The sequence below is a fragment of the Dyella kyungheensis genome (genome assembly GCF_016905005.1).
In the GTDB taxonomy this organism is placed as follows: Bacteria; Pseudomonadota; Gammaproteobacteria; order Xanthomonadales; family Rhodanobacteraceae; genus Dyella; species Dyella kyungheensis.
Window position 1 is genome coordinate 1 of the sequence record NZ_JADIKC010000003.1, and the last position, 16,378, is coordinate 16,378.

Below are 16,378 nucleotides of genomic sequence, written 5' to 3' on the forward strand. Positions count from 1 at the left end.
CCCAAAGGCACCGACCTGTCGGTGCATAGCCAACGCAAACTCGATGCGATTGCGCGGGAGATGAATCTGCGACCGCGGGCCACCCTCGACTACCACTGTCCGGCGGAGATGTTCATGCGTGCGCTGGGGCGCGATGACCTCGCCCAAGCGATCGATGATGCACTTCTAGATTGACACCGCCTAACCAAAAGAAAGGGCCCCCCGGATGACGCGCCTTCCGGGCCTGCGGCCCTCCAGGTGCGCGGGTGGGTTACGGGGTTTTTCGACAGGGCATCCTGCCCTGGCGAAAAACTGGCCCGCATCCATGCGGGCCACCCTGCGGGCTTTCCTCCACCCACCCGCCGCGTCATACGGGGACCCCTGAGAGCCAAGAGCTGAAGCCAAGAGCTGAAGCCAAGAGCTAGAGCCGGAGCCAAGAGCTGCGGATCTACTGTGGGAGCGCACCCTGTGCGCGACAAACCTACGGAGCGTTACATCCCAGTGTGCCTGTCGCGCACAAGGTGCGCTCCCACAGGTAGGCGCTTCGCCTAAACTGGTCCTATTGCACCGCGAAGCGACCCCGCATGGCCTCCCCCTTTACCGCCATCGATCATCTCCACATGGCGCACGCGCTGCGCCTGGCCGAACGTGGCCTCTATACCACCCACCCCAACCCTCGCGTGGGCTGCGTGATTGCCCATGGCGAACAGGTGGTGGGTGCGGGTTATCACCTTCGTGCTGGCGAACCCCATGCGGAGGTTCATGCGCTGCGCGAGGCCGGCGACAAAGCGCGCGGTGCCACTGCCTACGTCACGCTTGAGCCTTGTGCGCATCACGGCCGCACGCCGCCGTGTGCGGACGCCTTGGTCGCGGCGGGCGTGTCGCGCGTGGTGATCGCAGCGGAAGATCCGTTCCCGCAAGTCGCCGGCCGTGGCATCGGCAAGCTCCGTGAGGCCGGCATCACGGTGGATGCCGGCCTGATGCGCGAAGCGGCGCGTGAGCTCAACATCGGTTTCTTCAGCCGTATCGAGCGCGGCCGCCCGTGGGTGCGCGTCAAGCTCGCGATGAGCCTGGATGGCCGCACGGGTCTGGCCAATGGCGAATCGAAATGGATCACCGGCGAAGCGGCGCGTGCGGATGTGCAGCGCTGGCGCGCACGCAGTTCGGCGATTCTCACGGGGTCGGGCACCGTGCTGGCCGACAATCCACAACTCACCGTGCGCTTGCCCGACGGCGAATCCTTTACGCCACCGTGGCGCGTCGTGCTCGACCATCGACTGCGAACGCCGCTCGGGCATCATGTGCTCGACGGTGCGATGCCGACGCTGGTGCTGCACAACGAGCAATACACGCCGCACGATGCACGCTACCAGGCCGTGGAGCTGGCTGTGGTGAAGGAGAAGGGTGGCGCGATGGATCTGCACGCCGTGATGGATCTGCTCGCGCGCCGCCATATCAGCGAGGTGCATGTGGAGGCCGGTCCCAGCCTGTGCGGTTCGCTGTTCGCCGCAGGGCTGGTGGACGAACTGCTGCTGTACGTGGCGCCGGTATTGCTGGGCGACAGCGCGCGACCATTGCTGGGATTGCCGTCACTGACCGATATGGCGTCGCGCTGGAAACTGCGCACCATCGATCGGCGTGTGCTGGACGAGGACATGCGGCTGCTGCTGCGTCCCGTCACCTGAGCACCGCTTTTCACACGTAAGGGATGGCCAGGAACGAAGACATGACGCAACTCACCCCGCAGCACACCCTTCTGAGCGACGCTGAGCGCGCCTCTTTTCGCGAGCACGGTTACCTGATCCGCAAGCTCCTCGACGACGCCAGCATTGGCCGCTACGTGGCCGCGGTGGAAGAGGCGCGCCGCGAACGAGGCGACGTGCAGCGCATGAGCAACCTGCAGTTCCTGCAGCCGGGCAAGGCGATACGCGGCATCCAGGACATCATCTGCAACGAGGAGATCCTCGCTGTCTGCCGCGACCTGCTGGGCGACAACATCATTGTCGACGGCGCCTCGTTGTTCTACGGCGAGGCGGGCGTCGACTATCGGCAAGGCTGGCACCGCGACGTGCTGCAGGTGCCGGACGAACAGATCGACCTCAGCTGGTTCAGCGAGGACTATCACTACAACTACGTGCAGATGAACATGCCGCTGACCACGGACGGTTGCCTGTGGATCGTGCCGGGCAGCCATCGTCGTCAACTCGATGCGCAAGAGCGCGCGGTCTTCGGGAACACCGAGAAGATGGCGCCCGTCGACGCACCGGAACTCTCCAACGGCAAGCAGATCCTGCTGCAGCCCGGCGAGGCGGTGTTCTACAACAACTACGCCGTGCACCGCGGCTGGGGCGGCGTGCTGAAGGACAAGCGCATCACCATCCACATGGGATTCCATTCGGCGCAATATCCGCCGACGCTGCATTTCGGCGTGCTCGACCACACGGAATACAGCCTGGACTATCTCTCTTCGCTAGCGCCGTGCGTACGTGAAGCGCTGCGCGCGCACCTGGTCGAGCGAGCGCGGCATCCCGAAGTGAACGTGTTCCACGCCTATCATCAGCAGTTCCTCAAGCAGGAGTTCAAGACCACATGACGACGGCAGCGGTACGCTGGGGCATCATCGGTTGCGGCAACGTCACCGAGGTGAAGAGTGGTCCGGGTTTCAGCAAGACGCCCAACTCCGCGCTGGTGGCGGTGATGCGGCGCGACGGCGACAAGGCGCGCGACTATGCCGAGCGCCACGGCGTGCCGCGCTGGTACGACGACGCGGCCACGCTGATCGCCGATCCCGAGGTCAACGCCGTCTACGTGGCCACGCCGCCGTCGACGCACAAAGCGTATGCGCTGATGAGCATCGCCGCAGGCAAGCCCGTCTACGTGGAGAAGCCGATGGCGATGGATTTCGCCGAGTGCGAGGCGATCATCCACGCCGGGCAACAAGCCAAGGTGCCGGTGTTCGTCGCGTACTACCGCCGCAGCCTGCCGCGCTTCCAGAAGGTGCGCGAGCTGATCTTCGGTCAGCAGGCCATCGGCAAGCCGCGCATCGTCAATACGGTGCTGTACGAACCGCATCATCCGCGCTATCACGACGCGGCGAATCTGCCCTGGCATGTGCAACCGGAGATCTCCGGCGGTGGCGTGTTCATGGATATCGGCTGCCACACGCTCGACATCCTCGACTGGCTGTTCGGACCGATCGTCTCGGCGAGCGGGCAGGCGAGCAACCAGCGCGGCGCCTATTCGGTGGAAGACGGCGTGGCGATGTCCTTCGCGTTCGGCAACGGCATGCTCGGCACCGGTCTGTGGAATTTCGACGGCTTCAAGCGCCACGACCAGATCGAAGTGATCGGCGACCAGGGACGCATCACGTTCGCCACATTTGGCGACGGGCCGATCCATGTCGAAGGCGCCAACGGCTCGCACGACTATCGGGTGGAGAATCCGCTGCACATCCAGCAGCCGTTGATCGAAACCATCGTGGCCGAGCTGACCGGCCAGAAGGGTGCCTGTCCCTCCACCGCCGTAAGCGGCGCGCGTACCAGCTGGGTGATGGACCAGGTGTTGCGCGAATACCGGCGGGATACCGGGCAGGCGATCGGCTTGTAACCTGGCGAGGCCCGGCGGGCACTCACCGAAGGCAACACATTGTTCCCGGGTGAGGACGATGCGCCCCGGGCCATCGGGCGAGGGCGTGTTAAACTCTCCCGGCCGGTTTGCCGGCAAAACCACAAAACGACGTCTTCAGGGCGGGGTGCGATTCCCCACCGGCGGTAGGTCCCTCGGGACGAGCCCGCGAGCGCTTCCAGGTCATCGGAAGGTCAGCAGATCCGGTCCAATGCCGGAGCCGACGGTTGGCAGCCAGCGATGGCTTCCAGAAAGTCCGGATGAGAGAAGACGGTATGGCGCATGCCTTCGCGGGCGTGCGCCTGCCTGACGCCTTGGGGCGTTTTTCGCACTTTTTTTCGCGGGAAACGTTTCATGTCCAAGCATCGTTGCCATTCCTTCGCCACCTCCGTTCGGGAGGTGCGCTGATGTTCACCGGCATCATCCAGAGCGTGGGCCGCATCGCGCGGCTCGAACCACGCGGCGGCGACGTGCGCCTGCATGTCGACACCGCCGACCTCGATCTTGCCGACGTGCAACTGGGCGACAGCATTGCCGTGTCCGGCGTGTGCCTGACCGCGGTGACGCTGGGTGCGCGCGGCTTCAGCGCGGACGTCTCCAACGAAACGCTGTCGCTCACCACGCTGGGCAAGCACAAGGCCGGCGATCCGGTGAACCTGGAAAAGGCGCTGCGCCTGGCCGATCGCCTGGGCGGTCACCTGGTGTCCGGCCACGTCGACGGCGTGGGCAAGGTGGTGTCGATCACGCCGGATGGCCGCTCGCTGCGCTGGGTGTTCGAAGTGCCGGCCGCGCTGTCGCGCTACATCGCCGCCAAGGGCTCGATCTGCATCGACGGCACCAGCCTCACGGTGAACGAGGTCAACGGCCATCGCTTCGGCGTCAACCTTATTCCCCATACGGTGGAACACACGGCGTTCCAGGCACGCAAGGCGGGCGACACGGTGAACATCGAGGTGGACGTGGTGGCGCGCTACATCGAGCGGCTGATCGCCAGTGGCGATGCGCCGAAACTGGACGAGGCGTTCCTCAAGCAACACGGTTTCGCTTGATCTTGCGCTCGTCATTCCGGCGCGGGCCGGAATCCAGGCGCGGTGTGCACGAAGTCCGACAGCCTCAAACATTTTTTCGGATGGCTGCGTAATGGCGATAACCAAACCATGACGCTACTGGATTCCGGCCTGCGCCGGAATGACGAGCAGAACAGCAACAGCATTGAACTGGACAACCCATGAGCTTCAACACCATCCCCGAAATCCTCGAAGACATCCGCGCTGGCCGCATGGTCGTGATTCTCGATGACGAAGATCGCGAGAACGAAGGCGACCTCATCATGGCCGCGCAGATGGTGCGCCCCGAGGACATCAACTTCATGGTGCGCGAGGCGCGTGGCCTGGTCTGCCTCACGCTGACCGAGCAGCGCACGCGCCAGCTGGGCCTCAAGCCGATGGTGGTGGACAACACTTCGCCGTACCAGACCAACTTCACCGTCTCCATCGAGGCGGCCGAGGGCGTCACCACCGGCATTTCCGCGCATGATCGCGCCCGCACCATCCAGGTGGCGGTGAAGTCCGATGCGAAGCCGCAGGATCTCTCGCAGCCGGGCCATATCTTCCCGCTCACGGCGCAACCGGGCGGCGTGCTGACGCGTGCCGGTCATACCGAAGCGGGTTGCGATCTCGCCGCGCTGGCGGGGCTGGAACCTTCGGCGGTGTTGATCGAGATCCTGCACGAGGACGGCTCGATGGCGCGCCGTCCCGAACTGGAGATCTTCGCCAGGAAGCATGGCTTGAAGATTGGTTCGATCGCCGATCTGATCCGCTATCGCCTGGAAACCGAGAAGACCGTGCAGCGCGTCTATGAGGGCGACGTCGACACGGAGTTCGGCGCGTTCCGCCTGGTGGCCTATCGCGATGCGATTCGCCACGGCCTGCATTTCGCGCTGGTGCGCGGCCCGGTGGATGACGGCGAGCCGGTGCTTACGCGCGTGCACGTGCGCAACACGCTGTCCGATGTGTTGCATCTGCATCGCGACGATCTTGGCCTGACGGTCACATCCGCGTTGCGCCGCATCGCCGACGAAGGCCGTGGCGCCTTGCTGGTGCTGTCTGGCGAAGACACCGCGGACGCGCTGTTGCGCCGCCTCAATCGCCAGCCCTCGGCGCAGGCGCCCGAAGAAGCGCAGCAGCAGGAATGGAGGCAGTTGGGCCTGGGCGCGCAGATCCTCGCGGATCTCGGCATCCGCCAGCTGCGCGTGCTGGGCACGCCGCGCAAGATGGTCGGCCTGGGCGGTTTCGGGCTGGAAGTGACCGAATACGTTTGAAGAACCACGCCACCTTGTGGGAGCGCACTTGTGCGCGACTGCGGCGCCTGATCATTACCGCTCCGTAGGTTTGTCGCGCACAAGTGCGCTCCCACAGTAGGTTTGCTCGATCTTGCCACTTCCACGCCATCCCATCGTCGGCATACTCCAGGCTTTGAGCCAAGAACCCGCGCCATGACCTTTCCCACCGTCCGCCTGATCGCCCCCTCGGGCTACCCGCACGATCGCGATGCCATGTCTCGCGGCGTGGCTCGCTTGCGTGCGGCCGGATGCACGGTGGACGGACTGGGGGTGCTCGATCGGGTCGAACATCGCTTTGCCGGTCCGGACGAAGCGCGCGCAGCCGACCTCAATGCGCTGGCCACCGCCCCGGCGCTGCCGGATCTCGCGCTGGCCGTCCGCGGCGGCTACGGCGCCACGCGCCTGCTCGAACACCTGCACTACGGCGCGCTGAAGGAGCGGCTGGCCGGTTCGAACACGCTGCTGGTGGGCCATAGCGACTTCACGGCGATCCAGCTGGCGCTGTACGCGAAGAGCGGGCTGGTGACGTTCGGCGGCCCCATGCTCGGCCCGGATTTCGGTGCGCCGGAACTCAACGGGCTGATGTGGGAGCACTTCTGGCGCGCGGTGGGCGATGCCGAAGCCACCGCGAACTGGACCACGCCCACCGCGACCGAGCTGGATGTCGAAGGCCCGCTTTGGGGCGGCAACCTCGCCATGCTGTGCAGCCTGCTGGGCACGCCGTATTTTCCGGTCATCGAAGGCGGCATCCTGTTCGTCGAAGACATCGGCGAGCCGCCGTTCCGCATCGAGCGCCTGCTGTACCAGCTGCACCTGGCGGGCGTGCTGGATCGGCAGCGGGCGCTGGTGCTCGGCCATTTCACCCATTGCCGCCCGCACAGCTACGACAACGGCTACGACACCGAGGCCGCGTTCGAGCAGATCGCCCGCGTGGCGCGCATTCCGATCATCCGCGGCCTGCCCTTTGGGCACGAGGCGGACAAGTTCACCCTGCCGTTCGGCGTGCCCGCACGGCTGCGCGTGGCGGCAGGGCAGGCCAGCCTGAGTTTTTCAGGCCATCCGCGCCTGTCCGAGGCGGTTTCCCGGCCCGATCCGGGCACGCTGCCGCAAATCCCGTAAAATAGACGGCCCTCCGGGCCCCGACCCCAGGAAATTGGAATCCATGAAGATCATCGAAGGCGATTTCGCCACGCCCAAAGGCCGTTTTGCCATCGTCGCCGGCCGTTTCAACGGTTTCGTGGTCGAGCCCCTGGTGGCCGGCGCCCGCGACGTGCTGGTCCGCCACGGCGTGAAGGACGATGCCATCGAGCTGATCCGCGTGCCGGGCGCCTGGGAAATCGCGCTGGCCGCGCACAAGCTGGCCAACTCCGGCAAGTACGCCGCGGTGATCGCGCTGGGCGCGGTGATCCGCGGTTCCACCCCGCACTTCGACTACGTGGCCGGCGAATGCGCCAAGGGCCTGGCCCAGGCCGCCTATGCGTCCGGCGTGCCGGTGGCGTTCGGAGTGCTGACCACCGACAACATCGAACAGGCCATCGAGCGTTCCGGCACCAAGGCCGGCAACAAGGGCGCGGATGCCGCGCTGGCGGCGCTCGAGATGGTCAATCTGTACGGAAAGCTGTGATGAACCCACGTCCGGAAGGTATCGATCTCGCTGCACGTTCGCGTGCCCGCCGCCGTGCCCTGCAGGCGCTGTACGCATGGCAGATCGGCGGTAGCCGCATGCACGCCGTGATCGAACAGTTCCGCCACGAGCAGGACATGGAAGTGGCCGACCTCGAGTACTTCGAGGATCTGCTGAACGGCATCGAGCGTCATGTCGCCGTCATCGACGAGGCCATCAAGCCGTACGTCGATCGCGAGGTCGAGCAGATCGACCCGATCGAGCGCGCCGCCCTGCGCCTGGCCACCTATGAACTGAAATATCGCCCGGACGTGCCGTACCGCGTGATCATCAACGAAGCCATCGAAGTGACCAAGCGCTTCGGCGCCGACCACGGCCACAGCTACGTCAACGGCGTGCTGGACAAGCTGGCCGGCGTGCTGCGCAGCGCGGAAAAGCGTCACTGATGGACGGGGCCGCGGCGCGTTCGTCCGTGGTCCCGGTGGTGGAGACGGCGCGCCTGCGCCTGCGCGCCCACCGTGCCGACGACCTCGCCGCATGCCTGGCCATCTGGTCCGATCCGGAGGTGGTGCGCTACATCGGCGGACGCCCGTTCACTTCCGAGGAAGTGTGGAAGCGCCTGCTGCAGTACCAGGGCCTGTGGAGCCTGCTCGGCTACGGCTATTGGGCCGTGGAAGAGAAGGCGAGCGGCCGCTATATCGGCGACATCGGCTTTGCCGACTTCAAGCGCGAGTTGGAACCCTCGCTGCACGGCATGCTGGAATTCGGCTGGGTGCTCGCGCCCCACGCGCACGGCCAGGGCTATGCGAGCGAAGCCGTGACGGCCGCGACGGCATGGGCCAGCGAACACTTTCCGCACTTGAGCGCCGTGTGCATCATCGCGCCGGAAAACGCGCCATCGATCCGCGTGGCCGAGAAGGCCGGATTCGTCAAATGGACGGATTCGACGTATCACGGCGCGCCGACGGTGGTATTCCGGCGTTGAGCTTGCTTCGCCGCCGTTGATCGGCCGGCATCGCACAGCGCTACGGCGTCACTTCCCCGCGCAACTTGCGTGCTGGTTGTCCGCAATGCCGGCGACCAGCCACTTTCCATCGCGCTTGACCAGATGCGCGATGTCCGTGCCGCAATGATCCGGCTTGCCATCGATCAGGAATTCGTAGGGCGCCCAGATGATGGCGATGTCGTCGTCGACGCGCACCAGCGGATCGTGGATGCGTTCGGCGAACTGCTTGTCGCCACTGGTGGGGATGTGGTCGATGAAGGCGTCGAAGTGCAGCTGGGTGATCTTGTCGCCCCGCTTGAGCGTGATCATGCCGCCGGGCAACAGCGCCGCGCGCATCATCGCGTGATCGCGCTTGCCGATGCCGTCCAGCAAGGCCTGGAACGGGGCGAGCACGGCCTGTTCCTCCGGTGTGGCAGCGTGGGCTACGGAAACGCCCAGCGTGGCGCACGCGGCACCGGCAACCAGGGCTAGGCGCGACAGGCGGGGGAAACGAGCGTACATGGCGGGCTCCGGCAGCAGACAAGGCCTTTCGATTCTAGGGAGCGGCCCGCCAACCCGCAGCCATGACTGATGGCCGGGGCGCGGCGTCGTCGTTCAGCCTCGCGCTTGCGCGCGCGCGCGCCGGGTGGTCTTCTTCCTGAAGTATTTGCTTGCCGAGCTGCCATGGAATTCCGACTGATCGATCGTATCCGCGAGCGCACCGCGCAAGGCCGTGAAGATGTGAAGCTGGGCATCGGCGACGATGCCGCCGTGGTAGCACCGCCAGCGGGGCAGGAACTCGCCATCGCCATCGACACCATGGTCGAGGGCGTGCATTTCCCGCATGGCACGGCGGCGGCCGACATCGGCTGGAAATCGCTCGCGGTGAATCTTTCCGATCTGGCCGCCATGGGCGCCAGCCCCGCCTGGGCGCTGCTGGCCTTGAGTTTGCCGGTGCAGCGCGCGGAACAACTGGGTGCGTTTATCGATGGCTACGCCGACGGCTTCGCCCAGTTGGCCCAGCCGCATCGCCTCGCCTTGATTGGCGGCGATACCACCCGCGGCGCCCTGACTATCAGTGTGGCCGTGCATGGCTTCGTTCCGCCCGGCAAAGCGCTCACGCGTTCCGGCGCACGCGCGGGCGATGTCGTCCTAGTCACCGGCACGCTGGGCGATGCGGCCGCAGGTTTACAGTTGTTACGGCGTGGCGCGCGTGTGGACGAAGGCGACGGGCGCGCGACGTATCTGATCGAACGCTTGCACCGGCCCACGCCGCGGCTGTCGACCGGACTGGCCTTGCGCGATCGCGCCAGCGCCTGCATCGACGTCTCCGACGGACTGCTCGCCGATCTCGGCCATATTTGCGAGGAAAGCGGCCTGGGTGCGGAAATCGAAACGGAACTGCTGCCGCGCTCGTCGATGCTGATGGCGAGCTTCGACGAAGTGAGCGTGCGCGATTTCGCCCTTGCTGGCGGCGACGACTACGAATTGTGCTTCACCGTGCCAGCCGCGCTTGTGGCGGAGGTGCAGAGCGATCTTGCGCGGCTGGGCTGTGGAGCCACGCGCATTGGGCGTATGGTGGAGGGAGCGGGCGTGCGAGTGCGCGACGCGCAGGGACAATGGCTGGAAGCCGCACAGCGTGGCTGGGACCATTTTGCATGAGCGACAAGAAGACCCTCACTGCGGAACAGCGCCGCGCCTTGCTCGCCACGCCGGCCGGCTGGCTGGCCTGCGGTTTCGGCTCGGGCCTGGCGCCGGTGGCGCAAGGCACCTTCGGTTCGCTGGCGGCGTTGCTGCCATGGCTGTTGCTGCGCAGCCTGCCGCTGCAGCTCTACGTCTTCGCCATCACCGTGGGTTTCGTGATGGGGGTGTGGGCTTGCGGTGTGGCGGGGCGGGCAGTGGGGGTGGATGACCACCGCAGCATCGTGTGGGATGAGTTCATTGGATTGTGGATTGCGTTGATCCCGGTGTTGCTGGGCCCCTGGTGGATGGTGGCGGTGGGATTCGGGTTGTTCCGCTTGTTCGATGTCTGGAAGCCTTGGCCGATTCGGTGGCTGGATGGTCATCTGAAGGGCGGGGTGGGGGTGATGGTGGACGATGTGGTGGCAGGGATTTTTGCTGCCATCGTGCTTGTGGTTTTGCTGATGGTGATGCGTTGAGGGGCATGCTCGTCATTCCGGCGTAGGCCGGAATCCACTTCGCATCGCCTTTTGCGATGTACGACACTTCTCCCTCTCCCCGGAGGGGAGAGGGCTGGGGTGAGGGGCGGGTGCTCGCGGGAACGTGTGTGCTTTCTGTGGGAGCGCACTTGTGCGCGACAGCGACGCTGGAATCTACAGCTCCGTCGGCTTGTCGCGCACAAGTGTGCTCCCACACATAGCCCGCCACCGTTTCGCCACGTTGCCGACCTCGCCGCGCCCGAGCCCTGCGATATATTCCCCGGCCGCGACTCCGTCCGACGCACTCGCCTCGGATGCCGCATGGATGCCACTAGAGGGAACTGCGTGAACCGATTGCCGGGTTTGGATCTGCTGCGCGCGATAGCGATCGTGTGGGTGATGATCTTCCACTCGTATTTCATCGGCGGCTGGGGGCACTTCGGGGGTATCGAGCAGAACGGGTGGATGGGGGTGGACCTGTTCTTCGTGCTCAGCGGTTTCCTGATCGGATCGCAGGTGCTCAGGTCGCTGGCCGGACGCGGGACGTTTTCGTTCGCGGAGTTCTATCAGCGTCGAGCGTTCCGCATCCTGCCCGCGTACCTGGTGGTCGTGGCGGCGTATTTCATTTGGCCGTCCATCAGGGAACAGGGCGATGTGCAGCCGCTCTGGCAGTTCCTCACCTTTACGGTGAACCTGTTCATCGATGCGAAGGACCATCTGGCGTTCTCGCACGTATGGTCGCTGTGCGTGGAGGAGCATTTTTACCTGCTTTTCCCGCCACTGGCATGGTGGCTGGCGCGGCGTCCGTCCGTGCATCGGTTCGCACTGGTATGCGGCGGCATCGTGGCGGCGGGGATGCTGGTGCGCGGCCTCGTGTGGTGGCACGAGTTGTCGCCCTGGGCAGGGATTGACCAAAATTCCTATGGAAAAACCTTCCTCGAGCGCATTTACTATCCCACGTGGTCCCGTCTCGACGGCCTTTTGATGGGAGTGATGCTGGCTGCGGCCAGGGTCTACCGGCCCGTCCTATGGTCCCGATGGGGACGCCACGCCAACGGCTTTCTGCTCGCAGGGGTAGCGGTGGTCGGCGGTTCGATCTGGCTGTTCCGTGATCGGACCGGCTTCATTCCCACGGTGCTGGGATATCCGTTGCTTTCCTTCGGCCTGGGGCTGCTGGTGTTGGGCGGTGCCCACGCGTCCGGCGCGCTTGCGCGTGTTCGTGTGCCTGGCGCCGGCTGGCTGGCCGCGGTTTCGTACAGCCTGTATCTCACCCACAAGGCGGTATTCCACCTGCTGGAATCCACCCTGGGAGCCGCCAGCCTGGACGGCCACGGCGTGATGACTTTCGCGGGTTATGCGTCAGCGGTAGTGGGGATGGGCGCGTTGCTTCACTACGGGGTGGAACGGCCATTCCTGAAGTTGCGGGACCGTGTTTTGCATCAGGCGCCGTCTGCGGCGCGGGCATCCGGCGCGATCGCCGGAGCCGGAACGGAGACGGCCTGATGCGGATGTAAGGGGAAGTTCTCTCAAGGGGAGGGGTGTCATGTGCAAATCCATGCGCATTGTGTGTTTCCTGCTGTTGCTGTCCATCGTGCCTTGTTCGGTGTTCGCTGCCACCGCAGCGCCCGCGGGACCGTGTCGCATCATTGATCCATCCACTTGCGCCAATGCCAACCAGCTCGCGCATGCCAATGGCTTCGTGACCGCGCTCGGTCATTTCGCCGGCGACAACAAGGTCAACTATTTCCGGGGCAGCCGTTCGGTGAGCGACCAGGCGCTGTCCGCGCTGGGCGGTTCCTCGGCGTCGGTGCAGCTGCTGGCCGACAACCGCTACCTGTTCACCGCTTGCCCGGCACGCGAGTGCGGCGGCAGCGCGGCGGCGGTCATTGTCAATGAATACGGCCAGATCGAAGCGCTGGGCTTTTCCAGTTACCACTGCGATACCGCCTGCGACGATTTCCGCCATCTGGACTTCTACGTCCGCAAGGACGGCGACAACCAGGCGCTCATCGCCGCATTGAAGGCCTGGGGCACGGGCGATCCGCTCAAGAGCACGGTGTGGCGCCCCGAAGCGGACCACGGCATCGAAAACCGTATGGACGTCCATACGCTGCCGTAATCCGGCGGGCATCATGCATCGACGGCCGCCGGCAACCGGCGGCCGTACTCGGCGTTGTAGCGCACCTTCGGGAAGAACGAGGAGCAGCCGCGTAGCTGCGTTGGCTTCCGCTCATGCTGGCGCGTGGCGAAACGCAAGACTCTAGAGCGCATGGCGTTGGCGCCATGTGTAAAGCGCGATGATGGACGGATGACGCTTGCCCTTGGCATGCTGTTCCATCCCCACTCACCGGAGCGCTTCCATGCAATACCGTCGCCTTGGCACATCCGGCCTGCAGCTTTCGGCACTATCGTTCGGTGCCTGGGTCACCTTTGGCACCCAGGTGGGACGTTCGCTGGCCCGCGACCTGCTGGCGATGGCGCACGATCACGGCATCAATTTCTTCGACAATGCCGAGACCTACAACAACGGTGTCGCCGAAACGCTGATGGGCGACGTGCTCGCCGATCTGCGCTTCCCGCGCGACAGCTACTGCGTGTCGAGCAAGGTCTATTTCGGCGCGGTGGACAACCCGTTGCCTACGCAGCGCGGCCTGTCGCGCAAGCACGTGATCGAAGCCTGCCACCAGGCCTTGCAGCGCCTGCGGGTGGAGCATCTGGACCTGTATTTCTGCCATCGCCCTGACCCGGATACGCCGATTGCCGAAACGGTGGCGGCGATGGACACCCTGGTGCGGCAGGGCAAGGTGCTCTATTGGGGTACCAGCGAATGGCCGGCGGATGCGATTGTCGAGGCGCATCGGGTGGCGCGTGAAAACCATATGTTCGCGCCCGTGATGGAGCAGCCGCAGTACAACCTGCTGCATCGCGAACGGGTGGAGCAGGAGTACGCGCCGCTGTATGACGCCTACGGCATGGGCACCACCATCTGGTCGCCGCTGGCATCGGGCCTGTTGAGCGGCAAGTACAACGACGGTGTGCCGTCGGAGTCGCGTCTGGCGCAGCCGGGTTACGAGTGGTTGCGCGACGCGGTGCTCGAGCACGACGGCTCCCGCCTGGAGAAGGTGCGACGTCTCGCGCCCATCGCGGCGGAGTTGGGCGTATCGATGGCGCAGCTGGCGATCGCCTGGTGCCTGGTCAATCCGCATGTGTCCACGGTGATGCTTGGCGCCAGCAAGCTGGAGCAGCTGGAGCAGAATCTCGCCGCGCTGGATTTGCTGCCGAGGTTGGATGCGGCGGTGTTGAAGCGCATTGCGCAGGCGGTAGCCTGAGCGGCAACGTGTCCCTGTGGGAGCGCACCCTGTGCGCGACAGCCACGCTGCAGTGCAACGCTCGTAGATTTGTCGCGCACAGGGTGCGCTCCCACAGAAAGCTTTGCTATTGAGGCGGAGTTCCATTGCCCGCGTGTTGTCAGACTTCGCCCGCGTGTTGCCCGGGGATGGCCGCATGGAGGCGGCAGTGACTGCCAAGCTGCGCGCACCCTCTCAACAGGAACATCAACGCATGAAGCCTTTCTTTCGCGCCACGCTCGGTGTTTGTCTCGGCTTGTCGATCGCCGCGTCGGCCCACGCGAGCCCGCCCGAATGGACGCAGCCGCAGAAACCGTTCCGGATCTACGGCGACACCTACTACGTCGGCATGCGCGGACTCACGTCCATCCTCATCCAATCGTCCGACGGCCTGGTCCTGATCGACGGTACCTTGCCGCAGAACGCGGCGCAGATCGAAGCGAACATCAAGGCGCTGGGTTTCAAGCTCGGCGATGTGAAGCTGATCCTCAACACGCACGCGCACTCCGATCATGCCGGCGCCATCGCCACGCTGGCGCACGACACCGGCGCGCGCGTGGTCGCCAGCGAGATCGGCGCGAAGGAATTGATGCTGGGCGGCAAGTATCCCGACGATCCGCAATTTGCCGAAGCGCTCGACTATCCGGCGGTGGCGCACGTCGACACAGTCGCGGACGATGGCGTGGTGCGCCTGGGCGACGTGGAGATCACGGCCCATTACACGCCGGGCCATACGCCGGGCAGCACCAGCTGGACCTGGCAGTCGTGCGAAGGCCAGCGCTGCCTGCACATGGTTTATGCGGACAGCGTGAGCGCCCTGACGGCGGGGAGCTATCGCTACAGCGATCCGGCGCATCCGGAGCGTGTGCAGAACTTCCGGCACGGCCTGTCAGTCATCGCGGCCCTGCCTTGCGACATCCTGGTCACCCCGCATCCCGACCAGATCGATTTTCTCGAGCGCGTCGCGCAGCGCGATGCAGGCGCGAAGCCCGATCCGCTGCTCAAACCGGATGCCTGCAAGAGCTATTCGGGCGCTGGCAGCCGAGGCCTGGACGCCAGGTTGGCGAAGGAACAGGCGGCGGGTAAGGGCGGCTCTCCCTGAACAGGGGTGTTGACACTCAAATGAGAATTATTATCATCTAAGTCGTCACCTCTCCTGCGGAGCTCCACCATGACCACGACGGTTTTGTCCCTACCCCAGGGTGCCGACGCCCTGGCGCGCCCGTTCCGTCTGCTGAGCCTCAAGCCATCGGCGCCCCTGGCGCCCGATGCCCCCACGCGCCGTATCTCCAGCCAGCAGCTGCTGAAGGGCGAGCGCGAACTGGTGATCCAGCACCAGGGCAACGAGTACCACCTGCGCCTCACCCGCAACGACAAGCTGATCCTGACCAAGTAGCGTCGCCGTGGTCCGCGCTGCGGCGCGGCCACCGGCGGCCATGCCTCCCCCGAGGGAAGCTTCATGGGCATGGATGCCTCTTTCCCTCCGGCCCCGGGTCGGGGGGCCTTTCCCAAGGCCTAACGCCACGCCGTTCTCGCCGAACGCCAGCCGGGTCGTTTCCTGCCAAGGAGCACTGATGATGTTTGGCTGGCTTGCGCACGCCTTCGGCACGGTCCGGTCCTGCGCCGATACGGCGGCATGGACCATCAGCCGCACCTCCGTCCGGATGTCCGGCCCCGAGCTGGCTTCCCGTCTTCCCCTGCTGGGCGGGGTGCTGTATTTGCCGGCCTGCGCGTCCTCGCGCCCCACCCGCGACGTCGCGCCGGGTTGGCTGGTGACGCGCGAGGACCTGGCGCCGCTGTTGCAGACCGAAGAACTTCGCGCCTCCAGCATGATCGGCGCCGACGGCCCCCGCGAATGGATCGACTGCTTCGCCGCCTCCGGCGCGTTCTGCGCCCGGCTCCACCTGTTGCCCGACACCGACTATCTCGCTTGGGATGCCTTGCTGGCCCGGGGCACCTCGCTGCCGGCGGCACCGGTATGCCCAGGGGAAGTCGCCTGCAAAGCGGCCATCGCCGAGCTGCTGTGCTTCCGTACCCTGCGGATGGCGTCGCTGGACGTGCTCGACACGCTGCCGCTGGGCCAACTTTCCTTGCTGGGTCGCGGGATTGCCCGCGACGTGGCGAGGGCCGCGGCGGTGGCGCTGGAGCCCGCGTTCGACTAACCGTCCGCGGACGTTTGTCCGTCTGTCCGTCGTTGTGTCCGCGGACAGCGGTCCATCGCTGATCGATGTTTTCAAGTCACTGAAAAATATCGAATAAATCGATCATTCCGGCTTGGCACGCAGATTGCTGAGTAGGGTCAGGGGCCGCATTGTCCGC

Annotated in this window: 19 protein-coding genes, 1 pseudogene and 1 riboswitch; of the genes and pseudogenes, 18 read left to right on the forward strand and 2 right to left on the reverse strand. The window is 65.4% G+C overall.

The annotated features are described in order from the left end of the window. From ISP20_RS21530 to ISP20_RS04745, 10 genes and pseudogenes are all read left to right on the forward strand, one after another. A pseudogene (locus tag ISP20_RS21530) lies at positions 1-174 on the forward strand (IS30 family transposase); the annotation flags it as partial. 425 nt (positions 175-599) lie between these two features. Beyond that, positions 600-1,664, forward strand: a complete 1,065-nt coding sequence (gene ribD / locus ISP20_RS04705) for a bifunctional diaminohydroxyphosphoribosylaminopyrimidine deaminase/5-amino-6-(5-phosphoribosylamino)uracil reductase RibD (RefSeq protein WP_204635861.1) — start codon at positions 600-602, stop codon at positions 1,662-1,664. Between the two features lie 41 nt (positions 1,665-1,705). After that, the gene (locus tag ISP20_RS04710; RefSeq protein WP_204634938.1) at positions 1,706-2,572 is read left to right on the forward strand and encodes a phytanoyl-CoA dioxygenase family protein; all 867 of its coding nucleotides are present in this window, start codon (positions 1,706-1,708) and stop codon (positions 2,570-2,572) included. Continuing rightward, the gene (locus ISP20_RS04715; protein WP_204634939.1) at positions 2,569-3,585 is read left to right on the forward strand and encodes a Gfo/Idh/MocA family protein; all 1,017 of its coding nucleotides are present in this window, start codon (positions 2,569-2,571) and stop codon (positions 3,583-3,585) included. Before ISP20_RS04710 ends, ISP20_RS04715 begins: the two co-directional genes overlap by 4 nt. A 127-nt stretch (positions 3,586-3,712) precedes the next feature. After that, positions 3,713-3,879, forward strand: a riboswitch (FMN riboswitch). Between the two features lie 131 nt (positions 3,880-4,010). Then, positions 4,011-4,652, forward strand: a complete 642-nt coding sequence (locus ISP20_RS04720; RefSeq protein WP_204634940.1) for a riboflavin synthase — start codon at positions 4,011-4,013, stop codon at positions 4,650-4,652. A gap of 179 nt (positions 4,653-4,831) precedes the next feature. Continuing rightward, a complete protein-coding gene (ribBA, locus tag ISP20_RS04725; protein ID WP_204634941.1) occupies positions 4,832-5,923 on the forward strand; it encodes a bifunctional 3,4-dihydroxy-2-butanone-4-phosphate synthase/GTP cyclohydrolase II in 1,092 nt (363 codons plus the stop codon). A 174-nt stretch (positions 5,924-6,097) separates the two neighbouring features. Next, positions 6,098-7,063, forward strand: a complete 966-nt coding sequence (gene ldcA / locus ISP20_RS04730) for a muramoyltetrapeptide carboxypeptidase (RefSeq protein ID WP_204634942.1) — start codon at positions 6,098-6,100, stop codon at positions 7,061-7,063. Positions 7,064-7,106: 43 nt separating this feature from the next. Continuing rightward, on the forward strand, positions 7,107-7,568 hold the full coding sequence (gene ribH / locus ISP20_RS04735; protein ID WP_204634943.1) for a 6,7-dimethyl-8-ribityllumazine synthase: 462 nt from the start codon (positions 7,107-7,109) through the stop codon (positions 7,566-7,568). Beyond that, positions 7,568-8,014 (forward strand): transcription antitermination factor NusB, encoded by a 447-nt coding sequence (gene nusB / locus ISP20_RS04740; RefSeq protein ID WP_204634944.1) that lies wholly within the window; start codon positions 7,568-7,570, stop codon positions 8,012-8,014. Before ribH ends, nusB begins: the two co-directional genes overlap by 1 nt. Further along, complete coding sequence (locus ISP20_RS04745; RefSeq protein ID WP_204634945.1) at positions 8,014-8,553, forward strand: GNAT family N-acetyltransferase; 540 nt, start codon at positions 8,014-8,016, stop codon at positions 8,551-8,553. Before nusB ends, ISP20_RS04745 begins: the two co-directional genes overlap by 1 nt. A gap of 48 nt (positions 8,554-8,601) precedes the next feature. Here the strand turns inward: ISP20_RS04745 and ISP20_RS04750 are convergent, their stop codons facing one another. After that, positions 8,602-9,075, reverse strand: a complete 474-nt coding sequence (locus ISP20_RS04750) for a nuclear transport factor 2 family protein (protein ID WP_204634946.1) — start codon at positions 9,073-9,075, stop codon at positions 8,602-8,604. A 162-nt stretch (positions 9,076-9,237) separates the two neighbouring features. Here ISP20_RS04750 and thiL point away from each other — a divergent pair, with 162 nt between their 5' ends. From thiL to ISP20_RS04770, 4 genes are all read left to right on the forward strand, one after another. Beyond that, entirely contained in the window at positions 9,238-10,215 is a 978-nt protein-coding gene (gene thiL / locus ISP20_RS04755) for a thiamine-phosphate kinase (protein WP_204634947.1), read from the forward strand. Beyond that, positions 10,212-10,712 carry a phosphatidylglycerophosphatase A family protein gene (locus ISP20_RS04760; protein ID WP_204634948.1) on the forward strand — a complete coding sequence of 167 codons (501 nt, stop codon included), beginning with the start codon at positions 10,212-10,214 and terminating at the stop codon, positions 10,710-10,712. The genes thiL and ISP20_RS04760 overlap by 4 nt, the downstream gene beginning before the upstream one ends. A gap of 321 nt (positions 10,713-11,033) precedes the next feature. Then, the gene (locus tag ISP20_RS04765; protein ID WP_204634949.1) at positions 11,034-12,215 is read left to right on the forward strand and encodes an acyltransferase family protein; all 1,182 of its coding nucleotides are present in this window, start codon (positions 11,034-11,036) and stop codon (positions 12,213-12,215) included. 52 nt (positions 12,216-12,267) lie between these two features. Continuing rightward, positions 12,268-12,831: a hypothetical protein gene (locus ISP20_RS04770; RefSeq protein WP_204634950.1), complete on the forward strand. Its 564-nt coding sequence runs from the start codon at positions 12,268-12,270 to the stop codon at positions 12,829-12,831. Positions 12,832-12,842: 11 nt separating this feature from the next. Here ISP20_RS04770 and ISP20_RS04775 read toward each other — a convergent pair whose 3' ends face one another. Continuing rightward, positions 12,843-12,983, reverse strand: a complete 141-nt coding sequence (locus ISP20_RS04775; RefSeq protein ID WP_204634951.1) for a hypothetical protein — start codon at positions 12,981-12,983, stop codon at positions 12,843-12,845. An 89-nt stretch (positions 12,984-13,072) separates the two neighbouring features. Between ISP20_RS04775 and ISP20_RS04780 the strand changes: the two genes are divergently transcribed. The 4 genes from ISP20_RS04780 to ISP20_RS04795 all read left to right on the forward strand — a co-directional run bounded on the left by ISP20_RS04780 (position 13,073) and on the right by ISP20_RS04795 (position 16,221). After that, a complete protein-coding gene (locus ISP20_RS04780; protein ID WP_204634952.1) occupies positions 13,073-14,041 on the forward strand; it encodes a potassium channel beta subunit family protein in 969 nt (322 codons plus the stop codon). Between the two features lie 232 nt (positions 14,042-14,273). Next, positions 14,274-15,161 carry a subclass B3 metallo-beta-lactamase gene (gene bla, locus ISP20_RS04785; protein WP_204634953.1) on the forward strand — a complete coding sequence of 296 codons (888 nt, stop codon included), beginning with the start codon at positions 14,274-14,276 and terminating at the stop codon, positions 15,159-15,161. 69 nt (positions 15,162-15,230) lie between these two features. After that, positions 15,231-15,455, forward strand: a complete 225-nt coding sequence (gene hemP / locus ISP20_RS04790; protein ID WP_204634954.1) for a hemin uptake protein HemP — start codon at positions 15,231-15,233, stop codon at positions 15,453-15,455. Positions 15,456-15,633: 178 nt separating this feature from the next. Next, positions 15,634-16,221 carry a hypothetical protein gene (locus ISP20_RS04795; protein ID WP_204634955.1) on the forward strand — a complete coding sequence of 196 codons (588 nt, stop codon included), beginning with the start codon at positions 15,634-15,636 and terminating at the stop codon, positions 16,219-16,221. Positions 16,222-16,378 lie beyond the last annotated feature (157 nt).